The organism is Paenibacillus sp. 7523-1 (genome assembly GCF_002276415.1).
Classification (GTDB): Bacteria; Bacillota; Bacilli; order Paenibacillales; family Paenibacillaceae; genus Paenibacillus; species Paenibacillus illinoisensis_A.
Window position 1 is genome coordinate 308802 of sequence record NZ_NPBR01000002.1, and the last position, 19325, is coordinate 328126.

A 19325-nucleotide genomic window follows, 5' to 3' on the forward strand; every position below is an offset into this window, starting at 1 on the left:
AGAAAGGGTACTACCGTTAACTTTCCATTTACTTAGGGAGCGCACTCTCCTAACAAATCCCACTTATGATAAAACAATGTTTGTCAAAGTGGAGCAAGCAAAAATGGAATAAAAGGAGATGCGGGTTAAATTGAACAGAAGAAGGATTCTTCAGCGAAGTATTGCAATCGCTTTATTAAGCAGCATGATCTTGACAACCGGGATGCCTTTCACATCACTGCCAGCAGTTCATGCAGAAAGCCTGCCGCAGGAAGACAGCCAGGAACAGACACAAGTCACTCAAGCTGTAAACGTTCAGATAGACCACACCCCGGCTGATTGGATTTACGAAATGCAGGATTACACGGTTACTGCAACGGTATATGGCACCGACCAGTCATGGACCGGGCGTATCTCTTATTCGGTAGACGGCCAAATGTATGCTCCGGTGGAATTTGTACCCTTAGAGCAGAGTCCGGATACCTATGTGGGGATCATTCCTGGTGAGAATTTGACCGGCAGAGAGTTAGACTATGACATTGACATAATGAACGTGGAAGGAAAAATCATTCAATCGACAGGATACTCGGCGGCCATTCGACCATCCATGTCTCTAATGCAGCAGTCCACAGGACCTGATCTGCTGATTACCGAGATGGTACCAGACACGACCAATCTGCCCAATCTCAGTACGGATGCGTATGAGTTTGTTGAGGTGTATAACAACACGGACCAAGTGATTAATTTTAAAGACTATACTTTCTTCTACAATAATAAGGATACCTGGAAGACAGAAGAGGATGTGGACATCCTGATTCCTGCTCACAGTCCGGTCGTATTTTGGATTTTGAACGGAAGCAATAACGATCTTACGGCTGAGCAATTTAATCAAAATTATGGAACATCTCTGACCGAAGGGGAGCACTTGTTCCGCATACAGGGCGGAGCTGGTATGGCGAATGGAAGTGCCAGGTCACTTGTGATCAAAAATCAAGCCAACGAGAGTATCGTTTCAGCAGCTTATGAACCGGCTCAGGTTAAAGCGAATATGGGGATTTTCTTCAAACATCCGGCAGCTGGAAGCACTCAGATGAGTGTTATGGAGAATGCCGGGAAAATCTCAGCCACACCAGGATCCATTGATCCGGCACAGGCTGTTCCGCCAGTTGTGGAAGAAGGGTCCCAAATCGAAATTATGCATACGGCTCCAACTGACGTCTTGGCCATTCAGGATGTTGAGATCAAGGCGCAGATCAAGAATCTGGGTACAAATGCAGATGGAAGCAAGCCTGCGGTCAATCTATTGTACAAGACGCCCTCCCAGCACAGATACAGTGTTGCAGTCATGACGAATATAGTTGAAACAGACGAGTATACAGCAACGATTCCGGCGTCGGCACTTACCGAGCCTGAATTGCAATACCGGATACAAGCAGGCAATATGGACAAGCCGTATTCGGCACAGGTCCAATGGGATGCATTCGATCCGAGCAAAGCACCTACGCTGCTTATTACTGAGCTTGTGCCGAATACAACGAATGTACCGGGTACGTCCTCGGATGCCTATGAGTATATCGAGATATATAACAATACAGACCAACCGGTTAACTTTAAAAATTACAGCCTGTACTATCGTTATCCTGACAAAGGACCAAGTGCCGACGTGGAATGGGGAGCAGCCAATCCCGATTTTGTTATTCCTGCGCAGCAATCGGTTGTATTTTGGATCAAAAATAGCGTCAACACTGCTTATTCCGAGGAAGATTTCAACCAATTTTATCAAACCAACCTCATTCCAAATGTTACGCTGCACTCGATCCAGAGTGATGGCATGGCGAATTCCGGCCGCAGAGCGCTCGTAATCAAAACGAATACGGGGAAGGAAATCTCTTCTGCCTATTACGATGCGGATCAGACTTATGAAAATGGAACCAAAAGTGATGAAACGAAGGAAGATAAAGCAATCACTTACACCTATCCGAGAAACGGCAGCACAATGATGATCAAGTCAAGCTCCGGAATGGAAACACCATCGCCAGGCAGCATCTTGCCGGAACAAGTTCCTTCCGTACCCGTCCATATCGAGTTGGATACCGTTCCACCGACCGTTCAGGATATGACGAAAGCGACCGAAGCGGATCAATCGAACGGATTAGAGCTGATCGTCGATGCCAAAGATGACCGTGAGGTAACATCCGTAGAGGTATTCGTTCGTTCAGATAAACAGGCTGAATTTACGGCACATCGTTTGACGGAAGATTACGATGACCTGATGTACCACTATAACATGTCACCGGCCGATCTCATCGGACGCAAAACCATCGAGTACTATTTCGTTGCTTCGGACGGTACTAACGAAACGAGAACCGAGCCAGCAGTTATATCCGTGACCGGAGGAATAAGCGATGAACCGCTTCGACTTAATGTGAAGGAACTGGATACCATTCGTGGTGTGCACACCATTAAAGGGACCTCGCAAGCGGTGGGGATGGACGCCAGCCTCAGTATAGACGGTGAAGTTCTGCCGGATGACAGTACTTATGCTGCGCTTGAGCATGATGCATATTTCGTTTTTGAAGCCGTTAATGTCGATTATTATTTTAAAAATGCAGTAACCATGGGACCACCAGAGCTGGAGGACAAGTCGATTCTCTATACGTTCATGAACCCGATTACAAGCTATACGACTTTATCCTTTCCTATTGATTCGGAACGTTTGCTTCAGGGGGATAATGTGATCTACATCCGGGCAGGTTCCAAAACCTCGCCGTTTGATGAACGTCCGGAAGAGAACAAAGATGACTTTGAAGTCAAAAACGTACGTTTGCTCTTGGCTGATGGGACTGAAATATGGGATCCGGCCTACGCTGAGAAAGAAAAACAGATTAAAATGGGCGATTCTGCCGGGAAAAGCGAATCGATCGGCTTCCATTTTGAGTTGAAACCGGAACATCTTACGGCTAAAGCCTATGAATGGGACACCACCGGTATCAGCGATGGAGCACATCAAGTCGCTCTAACCGATGGTCAAGAGCAGTTAACGGCCAAAGTCATGGTGGACAATACGGCACCAGATATCAAGCCAACCGTGGAAGAAGCCAAAACCTATCGTGGTGAATTCATCATCGATGCTGAAATCCAGGATGCGATAGCCGGCGTGGACAAGGTAAATGTGAAGCTGGATGGCAATGTAATTACTCTTCCATTAAAAACCTCATCGGGAGAGATGCAAGGTGGGAATCATGTCCTGCAAATTCAGGCAACGGATAATGTGGGTAACGTTGCGGAGAGCACGGTAAAGTTTGAAGTGCCCGATGAGAACCCGCTACCACCGGAATTGGTGGCGCCTAAGCAAAATCAATCAAATGTTGGCACAGACGCCAACCTGACAGTTAAAGTTCAGGACCCAAGCAAAGACGACATGAATGTGACCTTTTACAAAGGTTATAAATACGATGCAACCCGAGCTGAAGGTTTTGCAGGATACCTGAATACTTCCGTTACGGAGCCGCCTAGAGAAATGGTTCCTTCCGGAGAAAAAGCCATGAATGCAGAGGATTACCAAAAAATCGCTGCGATCGATGGAACATATCTGGTCAATGATTCGGTTGAGCAGTTTCCTTACCAACGCTTCGAAGTGAAGCTTGATCCAACCGTGAAAAGTACAGATCGTGTTGAAATCGAATGGCAGGGCAAGTCGCTTGAAGGAAGAAAAGTAAGCTTATATGCCTGGAGCATAAGCGAGCAAAAATGGAATCAGCTGGATCAGGTTATTGCCGGTACAGAAGATTTTGAATTAAAGGCTGTGGTACAGGCAGGTGATTATGAAAACGAAGATGTCATCCAAATTATGGTGCAGGACGAACTAGCGGAAACAGCTGCTGCTGCAGGCAATAAGCCTACACCGGAGTCACAGGACCCGTACGACTTTTCATTTGTTTGGATGTCGGATACGCAGTATTATTCCCAGAGTTATCCACTGATTTATCAAAACATCGTCAACTGGATCGCCGGGCAAAAAGAAAACATGAACATTAAATACGTTATTCATACCGGGGATGTCGTCGACAAAGCAGACCAGGAATATCAATGGATTGAAGCAGATAAAAACATGAAAGTTCTTGAGGATGCTTCGATACCTTATGGAGTACTCGCAGGAAATCACGACGTAGGGCACCAGGATAACGATTACGCGAAGTTCCAGCAGTATTTTGGAGCCGACCGGTTCATCAATAATCAGGTATTTAGCGGTTCATATGAGAATAACCGTGGACACTATGATTTGGTATCAGCGAACGGGAATGACTTTGTCATTGTGTATATGGGATGGGGACTTGGTGAAAAAGAGATTGAATGGATGAACGACATCGTTGCCAAGTATCCGGAACGTAAAGCCATTCTCTGTTTGCATGAGTATTTGCTCGTATCTAATAACCGTTCACCGATCGCCGACCAAATTTTTGAGAAGGTTGTAAAACCGAACAAAAACGTGATTGCTGCGCTTTCCGGGCACTATCACGATGCCGAGCTTAAGGTCGATCAGCTGGATGATAACGGAGATGGCATTCCTGACCGCAACGTGTATCAAATGCTGGCAGATTATCAAGGTGCTCCTGAAGGAGGACTTGGATATATCCGGCTTATGCAGTTTGACATGGCAAACAACAAGCTCCATATCAAAACGTATTCACCTTATCTAGATGACTACAACTACTATGATCCAGAGACCGAACAAGGCAAAGATGAGTTTAGCTTGGATCTTGGTTTGGCACCAGCAACAAAGCGAGTAGCCACTGATTATATCGGGGTTAAAGTTTACACGGATCAGAAAATAGGCTCCAAGGCTAACGTTGAGAGTGGACGAGAAGCCTCTGTGGAATGGAAGGGACTTTCCAACGCAAGCTACTATCAATGGTATGCTAAAGCCGAAGACGAGCATAGTGGAAGTGCTCTATCCGATATTTGGGGATTCTCTACAGGGACCTCGGCTCCTGGGGGACAGACTCCGGGTAATGGAGGAGGTTCAGGTAACAGTAAACCGGCAGCTCCTGCAGAAAATAATAGTGTGACGATGCCAGCAGCCCCGATCAGCAATGGTCAAATCACGCTTAATCCATCTTCGGATGGTACTTATCGTGCTGAAGCACAAGCGCTGGAGCAAGCCGCCAGTTCAGCGAGTGGAGGAAAAGTAGTCATTACACTTGCTGGCATACAAGAGCAGAACGATAACGGGGAGTTTGATGTATACCTACCTGCCAGTGCGGTGAAAAAAGTGAAAGCAGACGGGCTCTCTATGGTGATCTCATCACCTGTATTAAAAGTCACGCTCCCGGCTGGTTCCCTGCCGCAAGAATGGGGAGAGACAGACCAGCTGCTCCTGCGTTTCAGTACTGTATATAACGATAGTTCGAAGCAACTATTGAATAACAGTCTAACGGGATACCAACATTACTCCCGCACGGAGTTAGTGCAATCGCTTCGTATGTTCCTCATCCAAGGAGAGAACGAGACGGAGGTTACGAAGTTCGGCAGTCCGGTCGAGATTAATCGAATCTTGACGGCTGAACAGCAAAAACAGATTCAATCTGAATATGCGGGTGTATATCTGCTTGGTCAAGGAATGGAATATCAAGGTGGCCGCTTCGCAGCCGGAACGGTAACGTTTGAGGCGGAGCAACCAGGGTTATATGCAATCTTGGAATATCATAAACCATTCAAGGATATGGAGGACTCCTGGGCTGAGCGTTATGTTCACTCGTTGGCGGCAAAACATCTGATTCAGGGGATGGACGATGATAACTACGGTCCTGCCCTGCAGGTAAGCCGAGGCGATTTCATTACCCTGATCATGCGTGCTGCAGGGCTGAATTCTTCGGGGAAAACCGAGGTGTATGCCGATGTACCAGCCAATGCATATTATGCATCAGCCGTTGCTCAGGCGACCGAACTTGGTATTGTACAAGGAAACGGTAATCTCTTCAGGCCGAAGGATTCCATCAGCCGCGAAGAGGCAGCCGTGATGTTGATGAAAGCACAGCAAGTGTTGTTTATGGAAAAGCAGAAATCCACGGGAAGAGCAGCATACTCTGACCAAGGCCAGGTATCTGCTTGGGCCATCGATGCTGTAGAGCATGTGAATGCTCTGGGACTGATGACAGGCAAAGCGAATCTTCGCTTTGATCCGAAAGGTAAAGTCACACGGGCAGAAATGGCTAAAATAGTATATATGCTGATACATGAATAAACATCTTGTAATGCAACTCGCACATGTAATTCACACAGAGGAAGTCGCCTGCATGGCGACTTTTTTTGTTTTATCGGAACAAGTATTTATCCTCAGTCTCTAGTCGGCGAGCTTCAAAATAAAACGAGCATTAGGTAAGCCCAGTTCATCTTCTGTCCTTGAATGAGAAGTACACATCCATGCTGTAGATCAATGAATTGCCCATGGACTCCCTGCAAATGTTCAAGGAGGTACCTGGCCGTGTTCATGGGAAGCTTGAAATAGACAAGGAGACGCGGGAGACGCGGCTTCTTGTTTTTTTTACGTTTCAGATTAGGGTTAAAAACGCAGTGTTATTGTCATTTATAGCATGTGTTAATATTGTCCTGATTTGGTTAATACGGTATATTGAAAGTGGTTCATTTCCTATAATACAGGAAATTCCATTCATAAGGATGAGCAAAGTAAATGACCAGGAGGAATCAGTCTATATGGAAGCAACGGAAAAGAGATGCCCTGATTGTGGAGGAAATTCATTTGTACAAGCTTCAGATTTTATCAATCTCCGTCCAGTGGATAAGAAACTTGCAATGGGGTCTGAAAAGATTTATACCGTTTGTCTGGACTGCGGCGAAGTGGTGTCGATCAAAGTGAAGAACCCTGAAAAGTTAAAGCAATAATATTAATATTAGTTGCATATTTCTTCTTATAACCATTCTTTCACTAAGGCAACTTAGAATAAAACAGAAGAGCCCCTCTCCTTTTCCTGCTGGATAAAGAGAAGGGCTATTGGTGAGAGGCAGATTGTTATTTATGCTTCTTTAAGATATCAAAAATGATCTCTGCATTATTCGTATTGTCGATCAGGCCGGAGAATCGATGACTTGCCGGACCGTAAGCGTAGACTGGCACGTCGTCTCCCGTATGTCCGCCTGTCGTCCAGCCAGTGAACGAGCGGTTATCAATAATGGCTTCGATGGCATTGTCGATCGTCGTGACATCTGCCTCTTTAGCTGCATTTTTAACCGATTGAATCTCCTCGGAAGTTAACTCAAGTTTGAGATAGCTCTTAAGGGTTTCTTCCACGGAAGCCCCTTTAGCGATTTGAGCTGCCATGAAATCAGGAGTGCGTACAGCAGCTTTGATCGGATCCACGAAAAAGTTATATTCTCCGTCTTTCCCGAGCGTAAGTCCACCAGTGGAATGGTCAGCGGTTGCTACGACAAGTGTCTCTCCATCTTCTTTGGCAAAATCAATAGCCGCCTCGAATGCTGCAGCAAAATCCTCCATTTCGCTCATAGCACCAACGATGTCATTATCATGACCGGCCCAGTCGATCTGGCTTCCTTCAACCATGAGGAAAAACCCATTTTCGTTTGAGCTCAGGCGATCAATGGCTGTATTTGTCATCTCGGCCAGCGAAGGCGTTTCGCCAGTACGGTCAATCAACTTGTCCATACCTCCGTCAGCAAATAGTCCGAGAATCTGTTTATTTGTATCCTTGAGAAGGGCACTGCGATCATTCACGTAGCTAAAACCTGCTTTTTCGAACTCATTGGTCAAGTCCCGATCTTCACGTACAAAATTGGTTTTTCCTCCACCTAAAAGTACATCAACTTTGTGCTCCCCATTGATCAATTCATCATAATAATCATCTGCGATGGCATCCATGTTCTTCCTGCTTATATCATGAGCGCCGAAGGCAGCAGGTGTAGCATGAGTGATCTCTGACGTAGCTACAAGTCCGGTGGACTTTCCATTTTCCTTGGCTTGCTCCAAAACCGTTTTCACTTCAGTATGGTCATTATCGACAGCAATAGCTGCGTTATACGTTTTCACACCAGCAGACATTGCGGTCGCCGCGGAAGCCGAGTCCGTTACGTTTTGTGTGTCGTCGTCCGGATAGGTCATTTGAGCGCCCACAAGATAGTGATCAAATACCGTTTTCTCCATGATCTTAGTCGAAGGGTCATCCTTCATATAACGGTAAGCGGAAGTATAAGCCGTTCCCATGCCGTCACCGATGAGGAAAATGATATTCTTGATTTTTTTTGTCTCTACACTAACGGCTTGTACCGCGTGGGCTTGACCGGCAGACAAGACGGTAGAAGCGGCAAAGACCAGGCTGAGTGCAACGGCAGGAAGTACTTTTTTGGATAATTTCACGATAATTCCTCCTTTATTATTAAACATGAACATATGTAGCTTTATTCATTTGTCCGTCAATATGAAGATTATCATTCGACTGTAAAAGAAGTCCCAGTCCTCTGTATTCGTTGTGTAAAATAATTTACAAAAAAGAGGACCTGCATGTGCAGGGTCATACGTGGAGTGTACTCATGATTTACTACCAAACCGGATGTAAATGGTTTATGATCAATTCATTACAATGACAAGCGGCGAGGGCAGAAGATGAAACAAGTAAAATGGATCGATAAAGTAAAAGCCATGGCAAGGGAGATCAAACGAAATGTATTCGTCTTGTACCTGGCGTACAAGGATCCTCGGGTATCTTGGTATGCAAAATTATTTGCGGTCGGCGTAGTAGCTTATGCCTTCAGTCCAATAGACCTGATCCCTGATTTTATACCTGTACTTGGGTATCTTGATGACCTGATTATAGTGCCGCTCGGCATTACGATGGCTTTGAAGCTGATTCCTCAAGAAGTCATCCGGGATTGCAGGGATAAAGCGGAGGAGATCCGGAAGAACGGTAAACCCACGAATTGGATTACAGGAGGATTGTTTATCCTTGTGTGGATCGTCTTTGCCGTCTGGATCGGTTCGATCTGCTATAAACTTTTCACCTAAATGAAGAGGCCCGCCTGAACCAGCAGATTCAGATGGGCCTCTTTTTTTATAGAATATTAAACAATCGATATGCTATTTGGAGTCGATGTGAAAGATGCCAATTTCGTTATAATGCTCCAGCTTATAGTCAATTGTACCAAGACTGCAGTTTAGTGTATCCAGTTGTTTCAGTATATTTTGTCGATGCTGTTCCAGCATAACCTTTCGCTGTTCACTCGTGGAAGAACCCTCCAGGCATAACAGCATAAATGCTTTGATATCCTCCAGGGACATGCCGCTGTCCTTCAGGCAGCGGACTAACTCCAGCCAGCAGATATCCATTTCGGAATATTGGCGGGTACCGTATTCTGTCTTTTTCAACAAAGGCATTAAACCTGCTCTGTCGTAGAAGCGTAACGTGGAAGGCGGTAATTGGGTGCGTTCCGCGACTTGTTTAATCGTAAATTCCAAGCAAATCTTCCTTTCAAAAAAATCGATTGAATGGCTTGACTTAAACCTAAGTTTAACCACTATCCTAAGATTGTTCAATAGAGCGTTTTCAGGAGATAAGCTCTCATTTTAACTTTAATGGAGGAGTGATTTGGTTGAAGTACAGAAGATTGGGCAGAAGCGGATTGAAAGTGAGCGAAATCGGATTGGGGAGCTGGCTGACCTACGGATCGGCTACATCGGAGGAAGCTGCGCGTGCCTGCATGCATCAGGCATACGAACTGGGCATTAACTTTTTCGATACATCTAATTCCTATCCCGGTGCGGAGGAGGTAATGGGCAGTACATTGAAGCAGTATCCACGAAGCAGTTACGTACTGGCTACAAAGCTCTTTTTCCCACAAGGACCGGGTCCAAACGATCGTGGATTGTCCCGCAAACATATTATGGAGCAGTGCGAAGCGAGCTTAAAGCGATTAGGTACCGATTATATTGATTTGTATCAATGCCACCGCTTTGATTCCGAAACACCTATTGATGAAACGCTTAGGGCATTAGATGACCTGCAGGCACAGGGCAAAATTTTGTATGCGGGTGTCAGCGAATGGACCGCAGCACAGATTGCGGAAGCCTCCGGGATCGGCAAACGCCTGAATCTGCGTCCAATCATATCCAATCAGCCGATTTACAACATGTTTGAACGTTATATCGAAAGAGAAGGTATTATTGAACAATGTGAGCAGGAAGGACAGGGGCTTATCGTATTTTCTCCATTAGCACAAGGTGTGTTGACGGGCAAATACAAACCTGGACAGCAGATTCCAGTAGGAACAAGGGCTTCCAATGATCAAACCAATGGGGTTATCAACAGTTACTTGCGTGAAGACGTGCTCCAATGTACTGTACAGCTGTCGGAACTGGCCAATGAGCTCGGGGCAACGTTATCCCAGTTTGCTCTGGCGTGGATTCTGCGTCAGCCTGCTGTAAGTTCGGCCATCATCGGCTCCAGTAGACCGGCACAAATTGAAGAAAACATTAAAGCAACCGAACTGGAACTTACTTCTGAGATTATCGAACGAACGGAGAAGATTCTATCGTCAATCAGCCATTTTGCACCGCTCAGATAGACAGTGAGAAACCGATTATAGGGTGGCAGACGACGTAGAAGATGGAGAGCTGAATAACAAACGTTTGGGGACTGAAAGTACTTTAGTAGAATTCGGGATAGTACCCAATTAGAAAAATGAAAGTTGTAAAAGGCCCTGCCGTTTCTCAGCAGGGCCTTTTACATATCGTTTCAAGTAAAAAATAGTGTTTCACTTATCTTTAACCCCCTGGAATACATTCAGCGGTTCCATGCCGTTTTACTAAGAAGCCACAAGGGGGCTTATGAATACCTTACATATGCCCCATTCGCACAGGCAAGCAGTCCATTTATTGCGTAAACTACAGGAGATTCAGTAGAGCGAGGTGAATTCTATGGCTAAAATCAACGATATACGCCTAAAGGCAAAGCGATATAAAGCCAAACCCGTCTGCGTGACTCTTCATAATGGTGAAACATACATTGGTTATATCGCTGAAGTGAATAACGGTGGAGTGGTGCTAACTGGTGGAGGAACCGCATTGGGCACACCGACACCAGGAGACAGCTCCCATCGTTCCAACCGGAACCGAAAGGCTGTTTCAGGCAGTAAGGGAGGCTCCTCTCACAAAAGAAAACAGGGAAAAGGCACACGTAAGCCGTCTACGCGTTCGCGCCAAATGTCGCAAGCGCAGGTTTCGTCCTTTCTGCCCATGATGAGTTCCTTATTTGGCGGGCTCGGTGGCGGTGCAGCAGCTGGTGGTGCTGGAGGGTTGCTTGGTGGAGGAATGCGGTTATTCGGCATGATCCAGCAATTCGTGCCCGTTGTGAAAATGGGCTACGGTATGATCAAGTCTATCAAGCCGTTCATGGGGGCTGTCCAAGGTCTCATGGCCGGGCCTAGTCAGGTTGAACAGGAAGAAGCATAATATACTCACGGCCCCTTTGACAGATGTAAGGGGCTTTTCCTTTTTGACATAGAGGATTGGTGTTCCAGGTGACAAGAAATCAGAAATGGCGATGGCTGACATGTAAAATCCCTTCCTATAGTTCCGAATGTATGAACAGCTTTCTGAAAAGAAGGCCGTAAACGTATGCTAAAACTAAAGGCAGAAGGTAGGAAACGGCAGTCCAGTAGATATTCCATCCATTGAAGTACATAACTCTGCCCATTTCTTTGGCCAGCCATTCAATGAGGGTAAGAATCACGGATGTAATGACTATGGCGAGCCAGGGTTTTGCGCCTTTTTTGATAATGGCATACATCATAAGACATCCTGAGATCGGGTAGATGCCCAGATCCATTGGAAGAGCGGTATAGGACTGATTATTGGAGTTAGGGAGTATGTTCCAGAAAAAGTTGAAACCTATACTGTTAATGCAAGCAGAGGCAGCTACTCCTAGCGGATAAAAAACAAGAAGAATTTTGGGCTGTCTTCGTAAAATCCAACCACCAATTAGAACAGGGATCATAAAACCGAAAATAATATTCCCCAACATGTTGATCACTCCTCAGTTTCAACGACCATTAGCACAAAGCCAGTTTATCCATTAATCCATCTTATTTTTATCCTCAAGAAGGGTATTGAGCTTCTGGTTTAAGATTTTTAATTGTTTATCATAATGCTTATATGTAATAAACCCGATTAAGGCTTTAACTGCAAAAAATAATATTGCTGCAATGACAATCAGTACGTAATTATGTGCAATCTGCTTGAGCCATTCATTTATCCCATTCAATCTCGGATACCCTTCTCTCTGGAAAGTACTTTGTTTCCTATTTATAGGATGAACCAATTTGAAGAAATTATGTTGTTTTGGAATTAAAATTTACATTAGACGGATAATTGAGATCGCTTCATTGCGTTAGTATTAGTAAATGTGTCACAATAGAGGGATCATCGATTTGGAGGCCAACTTATATGATTCAGTCCATAGTACATATTGCTTTGGTTGTGAAGGATTACGATGAAGCGATAGAGTTTTATACAAAAAAATTGAATTTTGTCTTACTTGAAGATAGCTATCAACAAGAGCAAGATAAAAGATGGGTAGTGGTTTCTCCTCCAGGTTCAGTCGGTACTACTATATTACTGGCTAAAGCCTCGAAGCCTGAACAGGAGCAGTTTATTGGCAACCAAACAGGTGGCAGAGTGTTTTTGTTTCTGAACACTGACGATTTTTGGAGAGACTATAATGAGATGATTTCCAAAGGGATAGAATTTGTTAGAGAGCCTAAAGAACAAGATTATGGGATCGTTGCTGTATTTAAAGATTTATACGGTAATCTGTGGGACCTGTTGGAAATGAACAAGGATCATCCAATTTCCAAACGGATCATGTAAGTTTATAGAGAGTGATGGGAAACCATTTACTTTGTGTACGATTTTCGAGAGAATAGCATTAATGAAGTGCACTGATGATAAAAGATAGTGAGGTAGAAAAAATGATTGCAAAGACAGAACAAGACTTTAATGGTTTGAAGGAAATCGGTAAGATCGTAGCCGCCATTCGGGATGAATTGGTGCAGCGGACAGTTCCGGGTATAACGACGAAAGAACTTGATGACATAGCCGGAGAGCTTTTTGCCAAAGAAGGGGCCGTGTCAGCTCCAAAAAGTGAATATGATTTTCCGGGGTACACTTGTATCAGTGTTAATGATGAAGTAGCGCATGGTATTCCTGGACAGCGCGTTATTCAGGAAGGTGATATCGTAAACATAGATGTATCCGGCTCCAAGAACAGCTATTTTGCAGATACGGGAATCTCCTTTGTAGTTGGCGAGGGAGAAGAAGTATTAACCAAAATATGCGAAGTTGCAAAAAAAGCATTTGAAGCAGGGCTTAAAAAAGCAAAACCCGGTTCCAAAAAAAGCGGTATCGGAAAAGCAGTGTTTCAAACTGCCAAGCAGCATGAATTAACGGTTATCAAAAATCTTACAGGACATGGTATTGGACGTACAATCCATGAAGCACCCGATCATATTTATAATTACAACGATACATCGGATGACGAATTGCTAAAGGATGGAATGGTTATTGCATTTGAACCGTTTATTTCAACTTCTGAAGAAGAAGTATTCCAAAAAAATGACGGCTGGACCTTTGCTACCAAAAAGAGCTATGTGGCTCAAATCGAACATACGATTATCCTGACCAAAAATGGTCCGATTATAATCACGGAATAACGGGAACAAGAGCGTTATTGAAGGTCGATTTCCATTGTGAAATCGGCTTTTTTTGTGTCTCAGGTTCTTGTTCCAGGCGAACGAGAACCTGAGCATGTACCTTAAGCCTTGTATTAAGCCCGGTACCCATCCATTTGCCTTGAAAGTTGTTTTTATCTTGAATTACCTGGAGATAAGCGGTCTGGTTTGCAGGTAGATATCGAGATCCGAACTCGATCCAGTGAGAATCTGATCCGAAACAATTTTGGCCAGGACACCGTTATACACCGTTCCGTTATCTCCGTATGCCATCAAAATATAGCAGTGGGGATATGTCTCGTATTGGCCGAGGACAGGCAATCCGTCATGCGTGCCTCCGTAAAAGGCGCCCAGGTAGTATTCAGGTTCGGCCGGAATGTCCGGAAATAGCTTGTTAAACTCTTGAATGAGCTTGTCCTTGCTTGCCAGAATTTTGGAATCTCGGGTTAAAGCGAAGGAAGTATCCTTATCCATTCCTCCGATAATAACCCGATTGTCCGGGGTTGTACGCATGTACACATATGGACGTGCAGTTTCCCAGATCAATGTTCGTTTGTACCAGCTTGAAAAGTCGTTAATCGGCTTCGTGATGACGGCATAGGAGCTTGCCAGCGTAGCATTCTTTTCGGTTTTAAAATCGCTATCTTCATACCCGGCTGCAATAATTACATGTTTGGCTCGGATTTCGCGACGTTCCTTAGTGTAGAAGACGGCATAATCCTGTTCGAATCGTCTGCCTGTTATCTCCGTGTTCTCATAGATCTTTCCTCCCTGAGATTTTACTTTCTCAAGAAGTCCATATACGAATTTTAAGGGGTTCATTTCCGCATCGTCATGATAGTACAGTGCTGCCTTTTTCCGGAATGGGTACGAGCCGGATATATGCTGTTCATTCCACAGATCTACCTTAAATCCGTACTTCTGTAGAAGGGCATATTCTTCATTCAAAGCGGAAACATCCTCTTCATAGCTTGCGTAATAGAGGCTATCACGTCTTATAAAATCAGGATTGATGGGTAATTGGCTGCTTACTTGCTCAATATGATTAATAGACTGTTCACATAGCTTCAGATGACGAGAGGCTATTTCTTCACCAAAGGAGTGACTGAGCGATACAAAACTCTTCTCACCTGCATATTGAATCAAGGCCGTATTGGTGCTGGTACTGCCTTCTCCAACTTTTCTCTTGTCGACGATAACGACAGATACACCCTGGTCACAAAGGAAATTTGCACACTGAGCTCCGGAGCTGCCAGCGCCGATAATGAGCACATCGCAGGATATGTCCTCCTCCAACTTAGGGTAAGAGGGGGGATTAGCTATTGTTGTCGGCCAGTATAACTTACCGCTCTGCAGATCCATTCGAGTCTCTCCCTTATATATATTCGGTACGTAGTATGGGCAACTCACTGGAACTCGATGCAAAATTAGGTGTTTTCGAACAACGTGCTTCGGAAACTAACAATACAGGTAACTAGGTGAAGATATGCTTTATTGCTCGTCAAAGTGGTGTTTTTTATGTAAATGTACACCAGACATGCGAAACATGTTACTATTTAAGTGCTTTATAGTTATCATTATAAGGAGCGCTTAAATATGATCATCCAATTCATTCGTTTAAGGTAATGATAGGTACAGCTCACATACCCCGGAATTTTTAAAACAAGAAGCCGGGTTTGTTTGACTGTGCCTTTTTTCGTTGACCTAAAACGAATGAAAGGGTGCTTTTTTTGTGTTCAACAAAAGTAAAAAGCGGATGAGTATTGAGAAAATCAAGGCCTCACAAGAGATGTTTCGTTGCCCGTTATGCAGTAAATCGATGAACTTGATTCACCTGCAGAGCTTAATCTGCATGAATCAGCATTGTTTCGATATTGCTAAGCAAGGATATATCAATCTATCCTCTCGCTCCATTAAATCTAAGTATGATAGATACACCTTCGAAACCAGAAGAATAATTAGCCAGAGCGGATTATTTCATCCCTTGCAGGTTGCCGTAAGTGAAATAATCTTGAACCAAATCACGAGCAAAGAACCAATACGTTTACTGGATGCAGGTTGCGGAGAAGGTTCTCATTTGTATAGCATACAATCCACAATAAATCAGAGAAAGCGTAACGCTATATTGGCTGTAGGAATGGATATCTCAAAAGAGGGGATCAGTCTTGCAGCAGCGGAATATTCAAATGCCATGTGGTGTGTTGCAGACATTGCAAACATCCCACTAGCTAACCAGCAATTTAATTTCATCATCAACATTCTATCCCCAGCCAATTATTCCGAGTTCCAGAGATTGCTCACAGATGATGGTTTGGTGATCAAAGTGGTTCCAGAGCAGCATTATCTAAAAGAAATAAGAGATATCCTCTACAAAGGAACAGGTAAACATGTCTATTCGAATACACCTACAATTCGTTATTTTAACGAACGGTTCGATTTAATAGCGGTTGAAAACATTCAATATCAAGTTAGCCTCAGTGAGCACCTCATTCCACCTTTGCTTGGGATGACTCCGTTATCTTGGGGGGCTTCACAAGAGTCCAGAGAAAAGATTTTACGGATGGATTTGAAACAAATTACGATGGACTTCAAGATATTAGTGGGTATGAAACCATCACAGAACGAGTAGTCTGCATTTATGATTAACTAATTACCGAAGCCTCCATCAAGACAGCTGATCAATGGATCGGCTGTTTTTTTTGAGCGTTAATCCCAATATGTGGTATTATCATTGGAATAAGAAATCTGAAATGGATCAAGGGGATGATTAAGATGGGCTCTAGGTTGATGCATTTGCTGATTTCAGATTTGGTGTGCAAGGAGCTGTCTATCAAGCAGCGTGGTGATATGCTCCTTGGCGCCATAGCGCCAGATGCCAACTCCGAAAAAGGAGATACCCATTTTCTAGGGGCTCAATTCAAGTATGGCGTCAACAGGCGATGGGAATATGGGCGTTTCATCACTAAATATAAGGAGCATATTACTGAGCCTTTCATGCTGGGTTATTTAACTCATTTGGTAGCAGATGAAGTTTGGGCTATGAAATCTTACTTTAGCGGATTTGAAGAGCGACTTAAAAAGGAGCCTACACTGTACGATCGCTATCACCATGACTTTCGATTGTGCAATGCGAAGCTGAATGAGATGTTTATTTCTGAGGGACTTTACGAAGCACTGAATTCCGCTGCGTACATACCAATTATGGATGAACTTGATGAGAAGAATGTAATCGTATTGAAGAAACAGGCGCTGGAGGACTTTAACTACCCAGTGGAACATATCCAGCAGGAGATGAGTGTTTTTTCGTTAGACGAGATCTTGGCATACATGGAACGCTCCGCCTATCGTGCCTTGGATGTATGTCGATCACAGCTAGGTATAATTCATACTTAAGTAAACCTCTATGCTCTTTTAGACAAGCGGATAAAATTACTGGCTTTCCTATGGAAGAGGAGAATAAAAGATGCCTATTACATTTAAGAAATCAACCTTAGAAGATATTGAAACATTGCTTCTTCTTCAAAAAGCAGCGTTTCAAGAGGATTTGGAAAAGTACGAAGACTTTGAATCTAATCCGGCATGTGAAACCTATGAAAAATTGGCTGAAAATATTAGTAAATATCAACACTTTACCATTTTAGAGAAAAGAACAATTATAGGTGCGATTGATGTAAGAGGCAACGATGAGCGCATGCACATTGATAAGGTGTTCATTTCTCCTTCTAATCAAAGTAAGGGCATAGGTACAGCAGCAATTCAATTTGTGGAATCACATTTTCCGAATACAAAATTATGGACCTTATATACACCGCATTTAAGCTTTCGTAATCATTACTTTTATGAAAAGTTCGGATACCAAAAGACTAAAGAGGTTCAGCTTACTCAAAAGCTGATTTTATTCAAATACGAAAAGCGAATAGAGTAATTCTGAACAAATAGTTGAAAAACTATAAAACGTAATGTGGGCCATCTTATGATGGTCTTTTTATTCTGGAATAGCAACTCTATGATACATCAGAACGTTTGCTATCCGAAGCAGTCTTGGTTCACTGTATCTTTCACGACTTGACCTTAGGTCTGACCTAAGGTATATGCTAAGTGCGTATTCCACGTAACTGAGGGGGAAAGGAATTGAAAAAGGAAATTACGATCAGCGAGTTGGCGAAACTGATGGGCGTGTCGGTCCATCAAATCCGTTATTTTGAGGAAAAAGGCATATTGTTGCCGTCGTATATCGATGACAATCAATATCGTATGTATGGGATGAATGAGATTTACCGATTGGCTCATATTTTACTTCTCCGTAAAGTTGGGTTGCCGGTAAAAGCCATCCGGGAATGGAGTGAAGAAGGTACCCCAGACGATATGCAGAAATTGCTTGTACAGTCTGTTTCCAAGATGGAAGCCGAAATAGACAGGCTGCGATCGTTAAGCGGCTTTATCCGTAAGGTGCTGGATGAGAACGAGCACTACGGGCAGGATGGAACTTCCTTTCAGGTTATTCAACGTGATCAGCTTGTCCTGACTACATGGATCGAGACCCACATGGAGAGTGAATTGGATGCTCGAATGTTGGTTCAGGAGGGGGATACGCTGCCAGAGTTATTTGAAGCGGACATTCATTACGTGTATGAGGGAGACGACCGTGTATTGCTGTGCACGGAAGTGCATGGCGTGAAAGGCGATATCGCTTTGCCAGCTGGCGAATACTTATCTTACCAGTTTACAATACATGGCGAAGAAGACCTGGAGCAGCACTTCAGTCAATTCCAGGCCATTGCTGACCGCAGGGGCCTCGTACTACATCGTTCACGGATTCTTGTGGAGAAGTCATATCTGTCACTGTTCACCCAAGAAAGCTTATATTATGAATTGTTTGCACGTATTGAACATAATGGCAGCGATGCAGTGGATGGTGACGGAAAACGATGATCATCCATCCTGTCGTTCAGATGGAGCGAATGAAAGAGGGACAGCAAGCATCGGTCAGCCAACTATTATTCCAAGGGTTTTGCAGCAAATTTGGTGCAAATTTGAATAACGCACAAATGATGATGTTGTTTGAAACATGTCTCTCGCTGGATGAACAACAGGGGAGAAGCGAGCGCATCGTTGCCATGAAGGAAGACGTCATCCTCGGCAGCTTGTGCCTCCAGTTTAAGGCTCGGTCAGGCGAGCTGCGTTCGAGTACTACACTAACAGACCTGCTTCCCTTGTGGAAAGGAATTCAAGACGTTGGGTGGCGGAAAGCACTCGGTTTTGCTCTACGATTGGCATGTTTGAGTCATCGTCCGGTGCGTGGAGAAATGTATATTGCCGATATAACCGTCCATGAAGGGTTTCGGGGAACAGGAGTAGGCCGAGCGATGCTGGAATGGGCCCTTCGCGAAGCAGTAGCAAGGCCGGGAGTCCGATATGTAAGCTTGCATGTGTCAGGTAGTAACCTCGGAGCCAAACGACTGTATGAGCGCATGGGATTCCGCACGCTCGAAGTACAGCGCAGCTCCTTCATGATGTGGTTGTTTGACGACCCGGACTGGAATTACATGATCCATGAAGGATAGTCTTTTTTACGAGGAAGGGAGGTAGAAAAA

Annotated in this window: 16 protein-coding genes; 12 read left to right on the top strand and 4 right to left on the bottom strand. The window is 44.2% G+C overall.

Annotated features, from left to right (window positions below; all coding sequences use genetic code 11):
* Positions 1-130 precede the first annotated feature (130 nt).
* Positions 131-6223 carry an S-layer homology domain-containing protein gene (locus CHH60_RS01425; protein WP_176475927.1) on the top strand — a complete coding sequence of 2031 codons (6093 nt, stop codon included), beginning with the start codon at positions 131-133 and terminating at the stop codon, positions 6221-6223.
* 470 nt (positions 6224-6693) lie between these two features.
* Complete coding sequence (locus tag CHH60_RS01430; RefSeq protein ID WP_095357596.1) at positions 6694-6882, top strand: hypothetical protein; 189 nt, start codon at positions 6694-6696, stop codon at positions 6880-6882.
* Between the two features lie 127 nt (positions 6883-7009).
* Here CHH60_RS01430 and CHH60_RS01435 read toward each other — a convergent pair whose 3' ends face one another.
* Positions 7010-8395 carry an alkaline phosphatase gene (locus CHH60_RS01435; RefSeq protein WP_095357597.1) on the bottom strand — a complete coding sequence of 462 codons (1386 nt, stop codon included), beginning with the start codon at positions 8393-8395 and terminating at the stop codon, positions 7010-7012.
* 219 nt (positions 8396-8614) lie between these two features.
* On the opposite strand from CHH60_RS01435, the gene CHH60_RS01440 reads away from it, so the two are divergent.
* Positions 8615-9013: a YkvA family protein gene (locus CHH60_RS01440; RefSeq protein WP_095357534.1), complete on the top strand. Its 399-nt coding sequence runs from the start codon at positions 8615-8617 to the stop codon at positions 9011-9013.
* Positions 9014-9085: 72 nt separating this feature from the next.
* Here CHH60_RS01440 and CHH60_RS01445 read toward each other — a convergent pair whose 3' ends face one another.
* Positions 9086-9463, bottom strand: a complete 378-nt coding sequence (locus tag CHH60_RS01445; RefSeq protein WP_095357535.1) for a MerR family transcriptional regulator — start codon at positions 9461-9463, stop codon at positions 9086-9088.
* Positions 9464-9597: 134 nt separating this feature from the next.
* On the opposite strand from CHH60_RS01445, the gene CHH60_RS01450 reads away from it, so the two are divergent.
* Together CHH60_RS01450 and CHH60_RS01455 are read left to right on the top strand one after the other, a co-directional pair.
* A complete protein-coding gene (locus tag CHH60_RS01450) occupies positions 9598-10569 on the top strand; it encodes an aldo/keto reductase family protein (RefSeq protein ID WP_095357536.1) in 972 nt (323 codons plus the stop codon).
* A 352-nt stretch (positions 10570-10921) separates the two neighbouring features.
* A complete protein-coding gene (locus tag CHH60_RS01455) occupies positions 10922-11455 on the top strand; it encodes a hypothetical protein (protein ID WP_095357537.1) in 534 nt (177 codons plus the stop codon).
* Between the two features lie 115 nt (positions 11456-11570).
* Here the strand turns inward: CHH60_RS01455 and CHH60_RS01460 are convergent, their stop codons facing one another.
* On the bottom strand, positions 11571-12026 hold the full coding sequence (locus tag CHH60_RS01460) for a CBO0543 family protein (protein ID WP_095357538.1): 456 nt from the start codon (positions 12024-12026) through the stop codon (positions 11571-11573).
* Positions 12027-12448: 422 nt separating this feature from the next.
* On the opposite strand from CHH60_RS01460, the gene CHH60_RS01470 reads away from it, so the two are divergent.
* A complete protein-coding gene (locus CHH60_RS01470) occupies positions 12449-12871 on the top strand; it encodes a VOC family protein (RefSeq protein ID WP_095357540.1) in 423 nt (140 codons plus the stop codon).
* 101 nt (positions 12872-12972) lie between these two features.
* On the top strand, positions 12973-13713 hold the full coding sequence (gene map / locus CHH60_RS01475) for a type I methionyl aminopeptidase (RefSeq protein WP_095357541.1): 741 nt from the start codon (positions 12973-12975) through the stop codon (positions 13711-13713).
* 162 nt (positions 13714-13875) lie between these two features.
* On the opposite strand, the gene CHH60_RS01480 is transcribed toward map, so the two are convergent.
* A complete protein-coding gene (locus tag CHH60_RS01480) occupies positions 13876-15093 on the bottom strand; it encodes an NAD(P)/FAD-dependent oxidoreductase (RefSeq protein WP_095357542.1) in 1218 nt (405 codons plus the stop codon).
* A gap of 370 nt (positions 15094-15463) precedes the next feature.
* Between CHH60_RS01480 and CHH60_RS01485 the strand changes: the two genes are divergently transcribed.
* The 5 genes from CHH60_RS01485 (at position 15464) to CHH60_RS01505 (ending at position 19295) form a co-directional block, all read left to right on the top strand.
* Positions 15464-16360: a putative RNA methyltransferase gene (locus tag CHH60_RS01485; protein ID WP_255247762.1), complete on the top strand. Its 897-nt coding sequence runs from the start codon at positions 15464-15466 to the stop codon at positions 16358-16360.
* Positions 16361-16518: 158 nt separating this feature from the next.
* The gene (locus CHH60_RS01490; RefSeq protein WP_176475928.1) at positions 16519-17124 is read left to right on the top strand and encodes a hypothetical protein; all 606 of its coding nucleotides are present in this window, start codon (positions 16519-16521) and stop codon (positions 17122-17124) included.
* 70 nt (positions 17125-17194) lie between these two features.
* The gene (locus CHH60_RS01495) at positions 17195-17656 is read left to right on the top strand and encodes a GNAT family N-acetyltransferase (protein WP_095357544.1); all 462 of its coding nucleotides are present in this window, start codon (positions 17195-17197) and stop codon (positions 17654-17656) included.
* 206 nt (positions 17657-17862) lie between these two features.
* A complete protein-coding gene (locus tag CHH60_RS01500; RefSeq protein ID WP_095357545.1) occupies positions 17863-18663 on the top strand; it encodes a MerR family transcriptional regulator in 801 nt (266 codons plus the stop codon).
* Positions 18660-19295, top strand: a complete 636-nt coding sequence (locus CHH60_RS01505) for a GNAT family N-acetyltransferase (protein ID WP_095357546.1) — start codon at positions 18660-18662, stop codon at positions 19293-19295. The genes CHH60_RS01500 and CHH60_RS01505 overlap by 4 nt, the downstream gene beginning before the upstream one ends.
* Positions 19296-19325: the final 30 nt, after the last annotated feature.

Coding starts and splice junctions, on each gene's coding strand:
- CHH60_RS01490 (WP_176475928.1), top strand. CDS start 16,519: ATGCATTTGCTGATTTCAGATTTGGTGTGCAAGGAGCTGTCTATCAAG.
- CHH60_RS01440 (WP_095357534.1), top strand. CDS start 8,615: ATGAAACAAGTAAAATGGATCGATAAAGTAAAAGCCATGGCAAGGGAG.
- map (WP_095357541.1), top strand. CDS start 12,973: ATGATTGCAAAGACAGAACAAGACTTTAATGGTTTGAAGGAAATCGGT.
- CHH60_RS01460 (WP_095357538.1), bottom strand. CDS start 12,026: ATGTTGGGGAATATTATTTTCGGTTTTATGATCCCTGTTCTAATTGGT.
- CHH60_RS01470 (WP_095357540.1), top strand. CDS start 12,449: ATGATTCAGTCCATAGTACATATTGCTTTGGTTGTGAAGGATTACGAT.
- CHH60_RS01480 (WP_095357542.1), bottom strand. CDS start 15,093: ATGGATCTGCAGAGCGGTAAGTTATACTGGCCGACAACAATAGCTAAT.
- CHH60_RS01455 (WP_095357537.1), top strand. CDS start 10,922: ATGGCTAAAATCAACGATATACGCCTAAAGGCAAAGCGATATAAAGCC.
- CHH60_RS01435 (WP_095357597.1), bottom strand. CDS start 8,395: ATGTTTAATAATAAAGGAGGAATTATCGTGAAATTATCCAAAAAAGTA.
- CHH60_RS01495 (WP_095357544.1), top strand. CDS start 17,195: ATGCCTATTACATTTAAGAAATCAACCTTAGAAGATATTGAAACATTG.
- CHH60_RS01505 (WP_095357546.1), top strand. CDS start 18,660: ATGATCATCCATCCTGTCGTTCAGATGGAGCGAATGAAAGAGGGACAG.
- CHH60_RS01430 (WP_095357596.1), top strand. CDS start 6,694: ATGGAAGCAACGGAAAAGAGATGCCCTGATTGTGGAGGAAATTCATTT.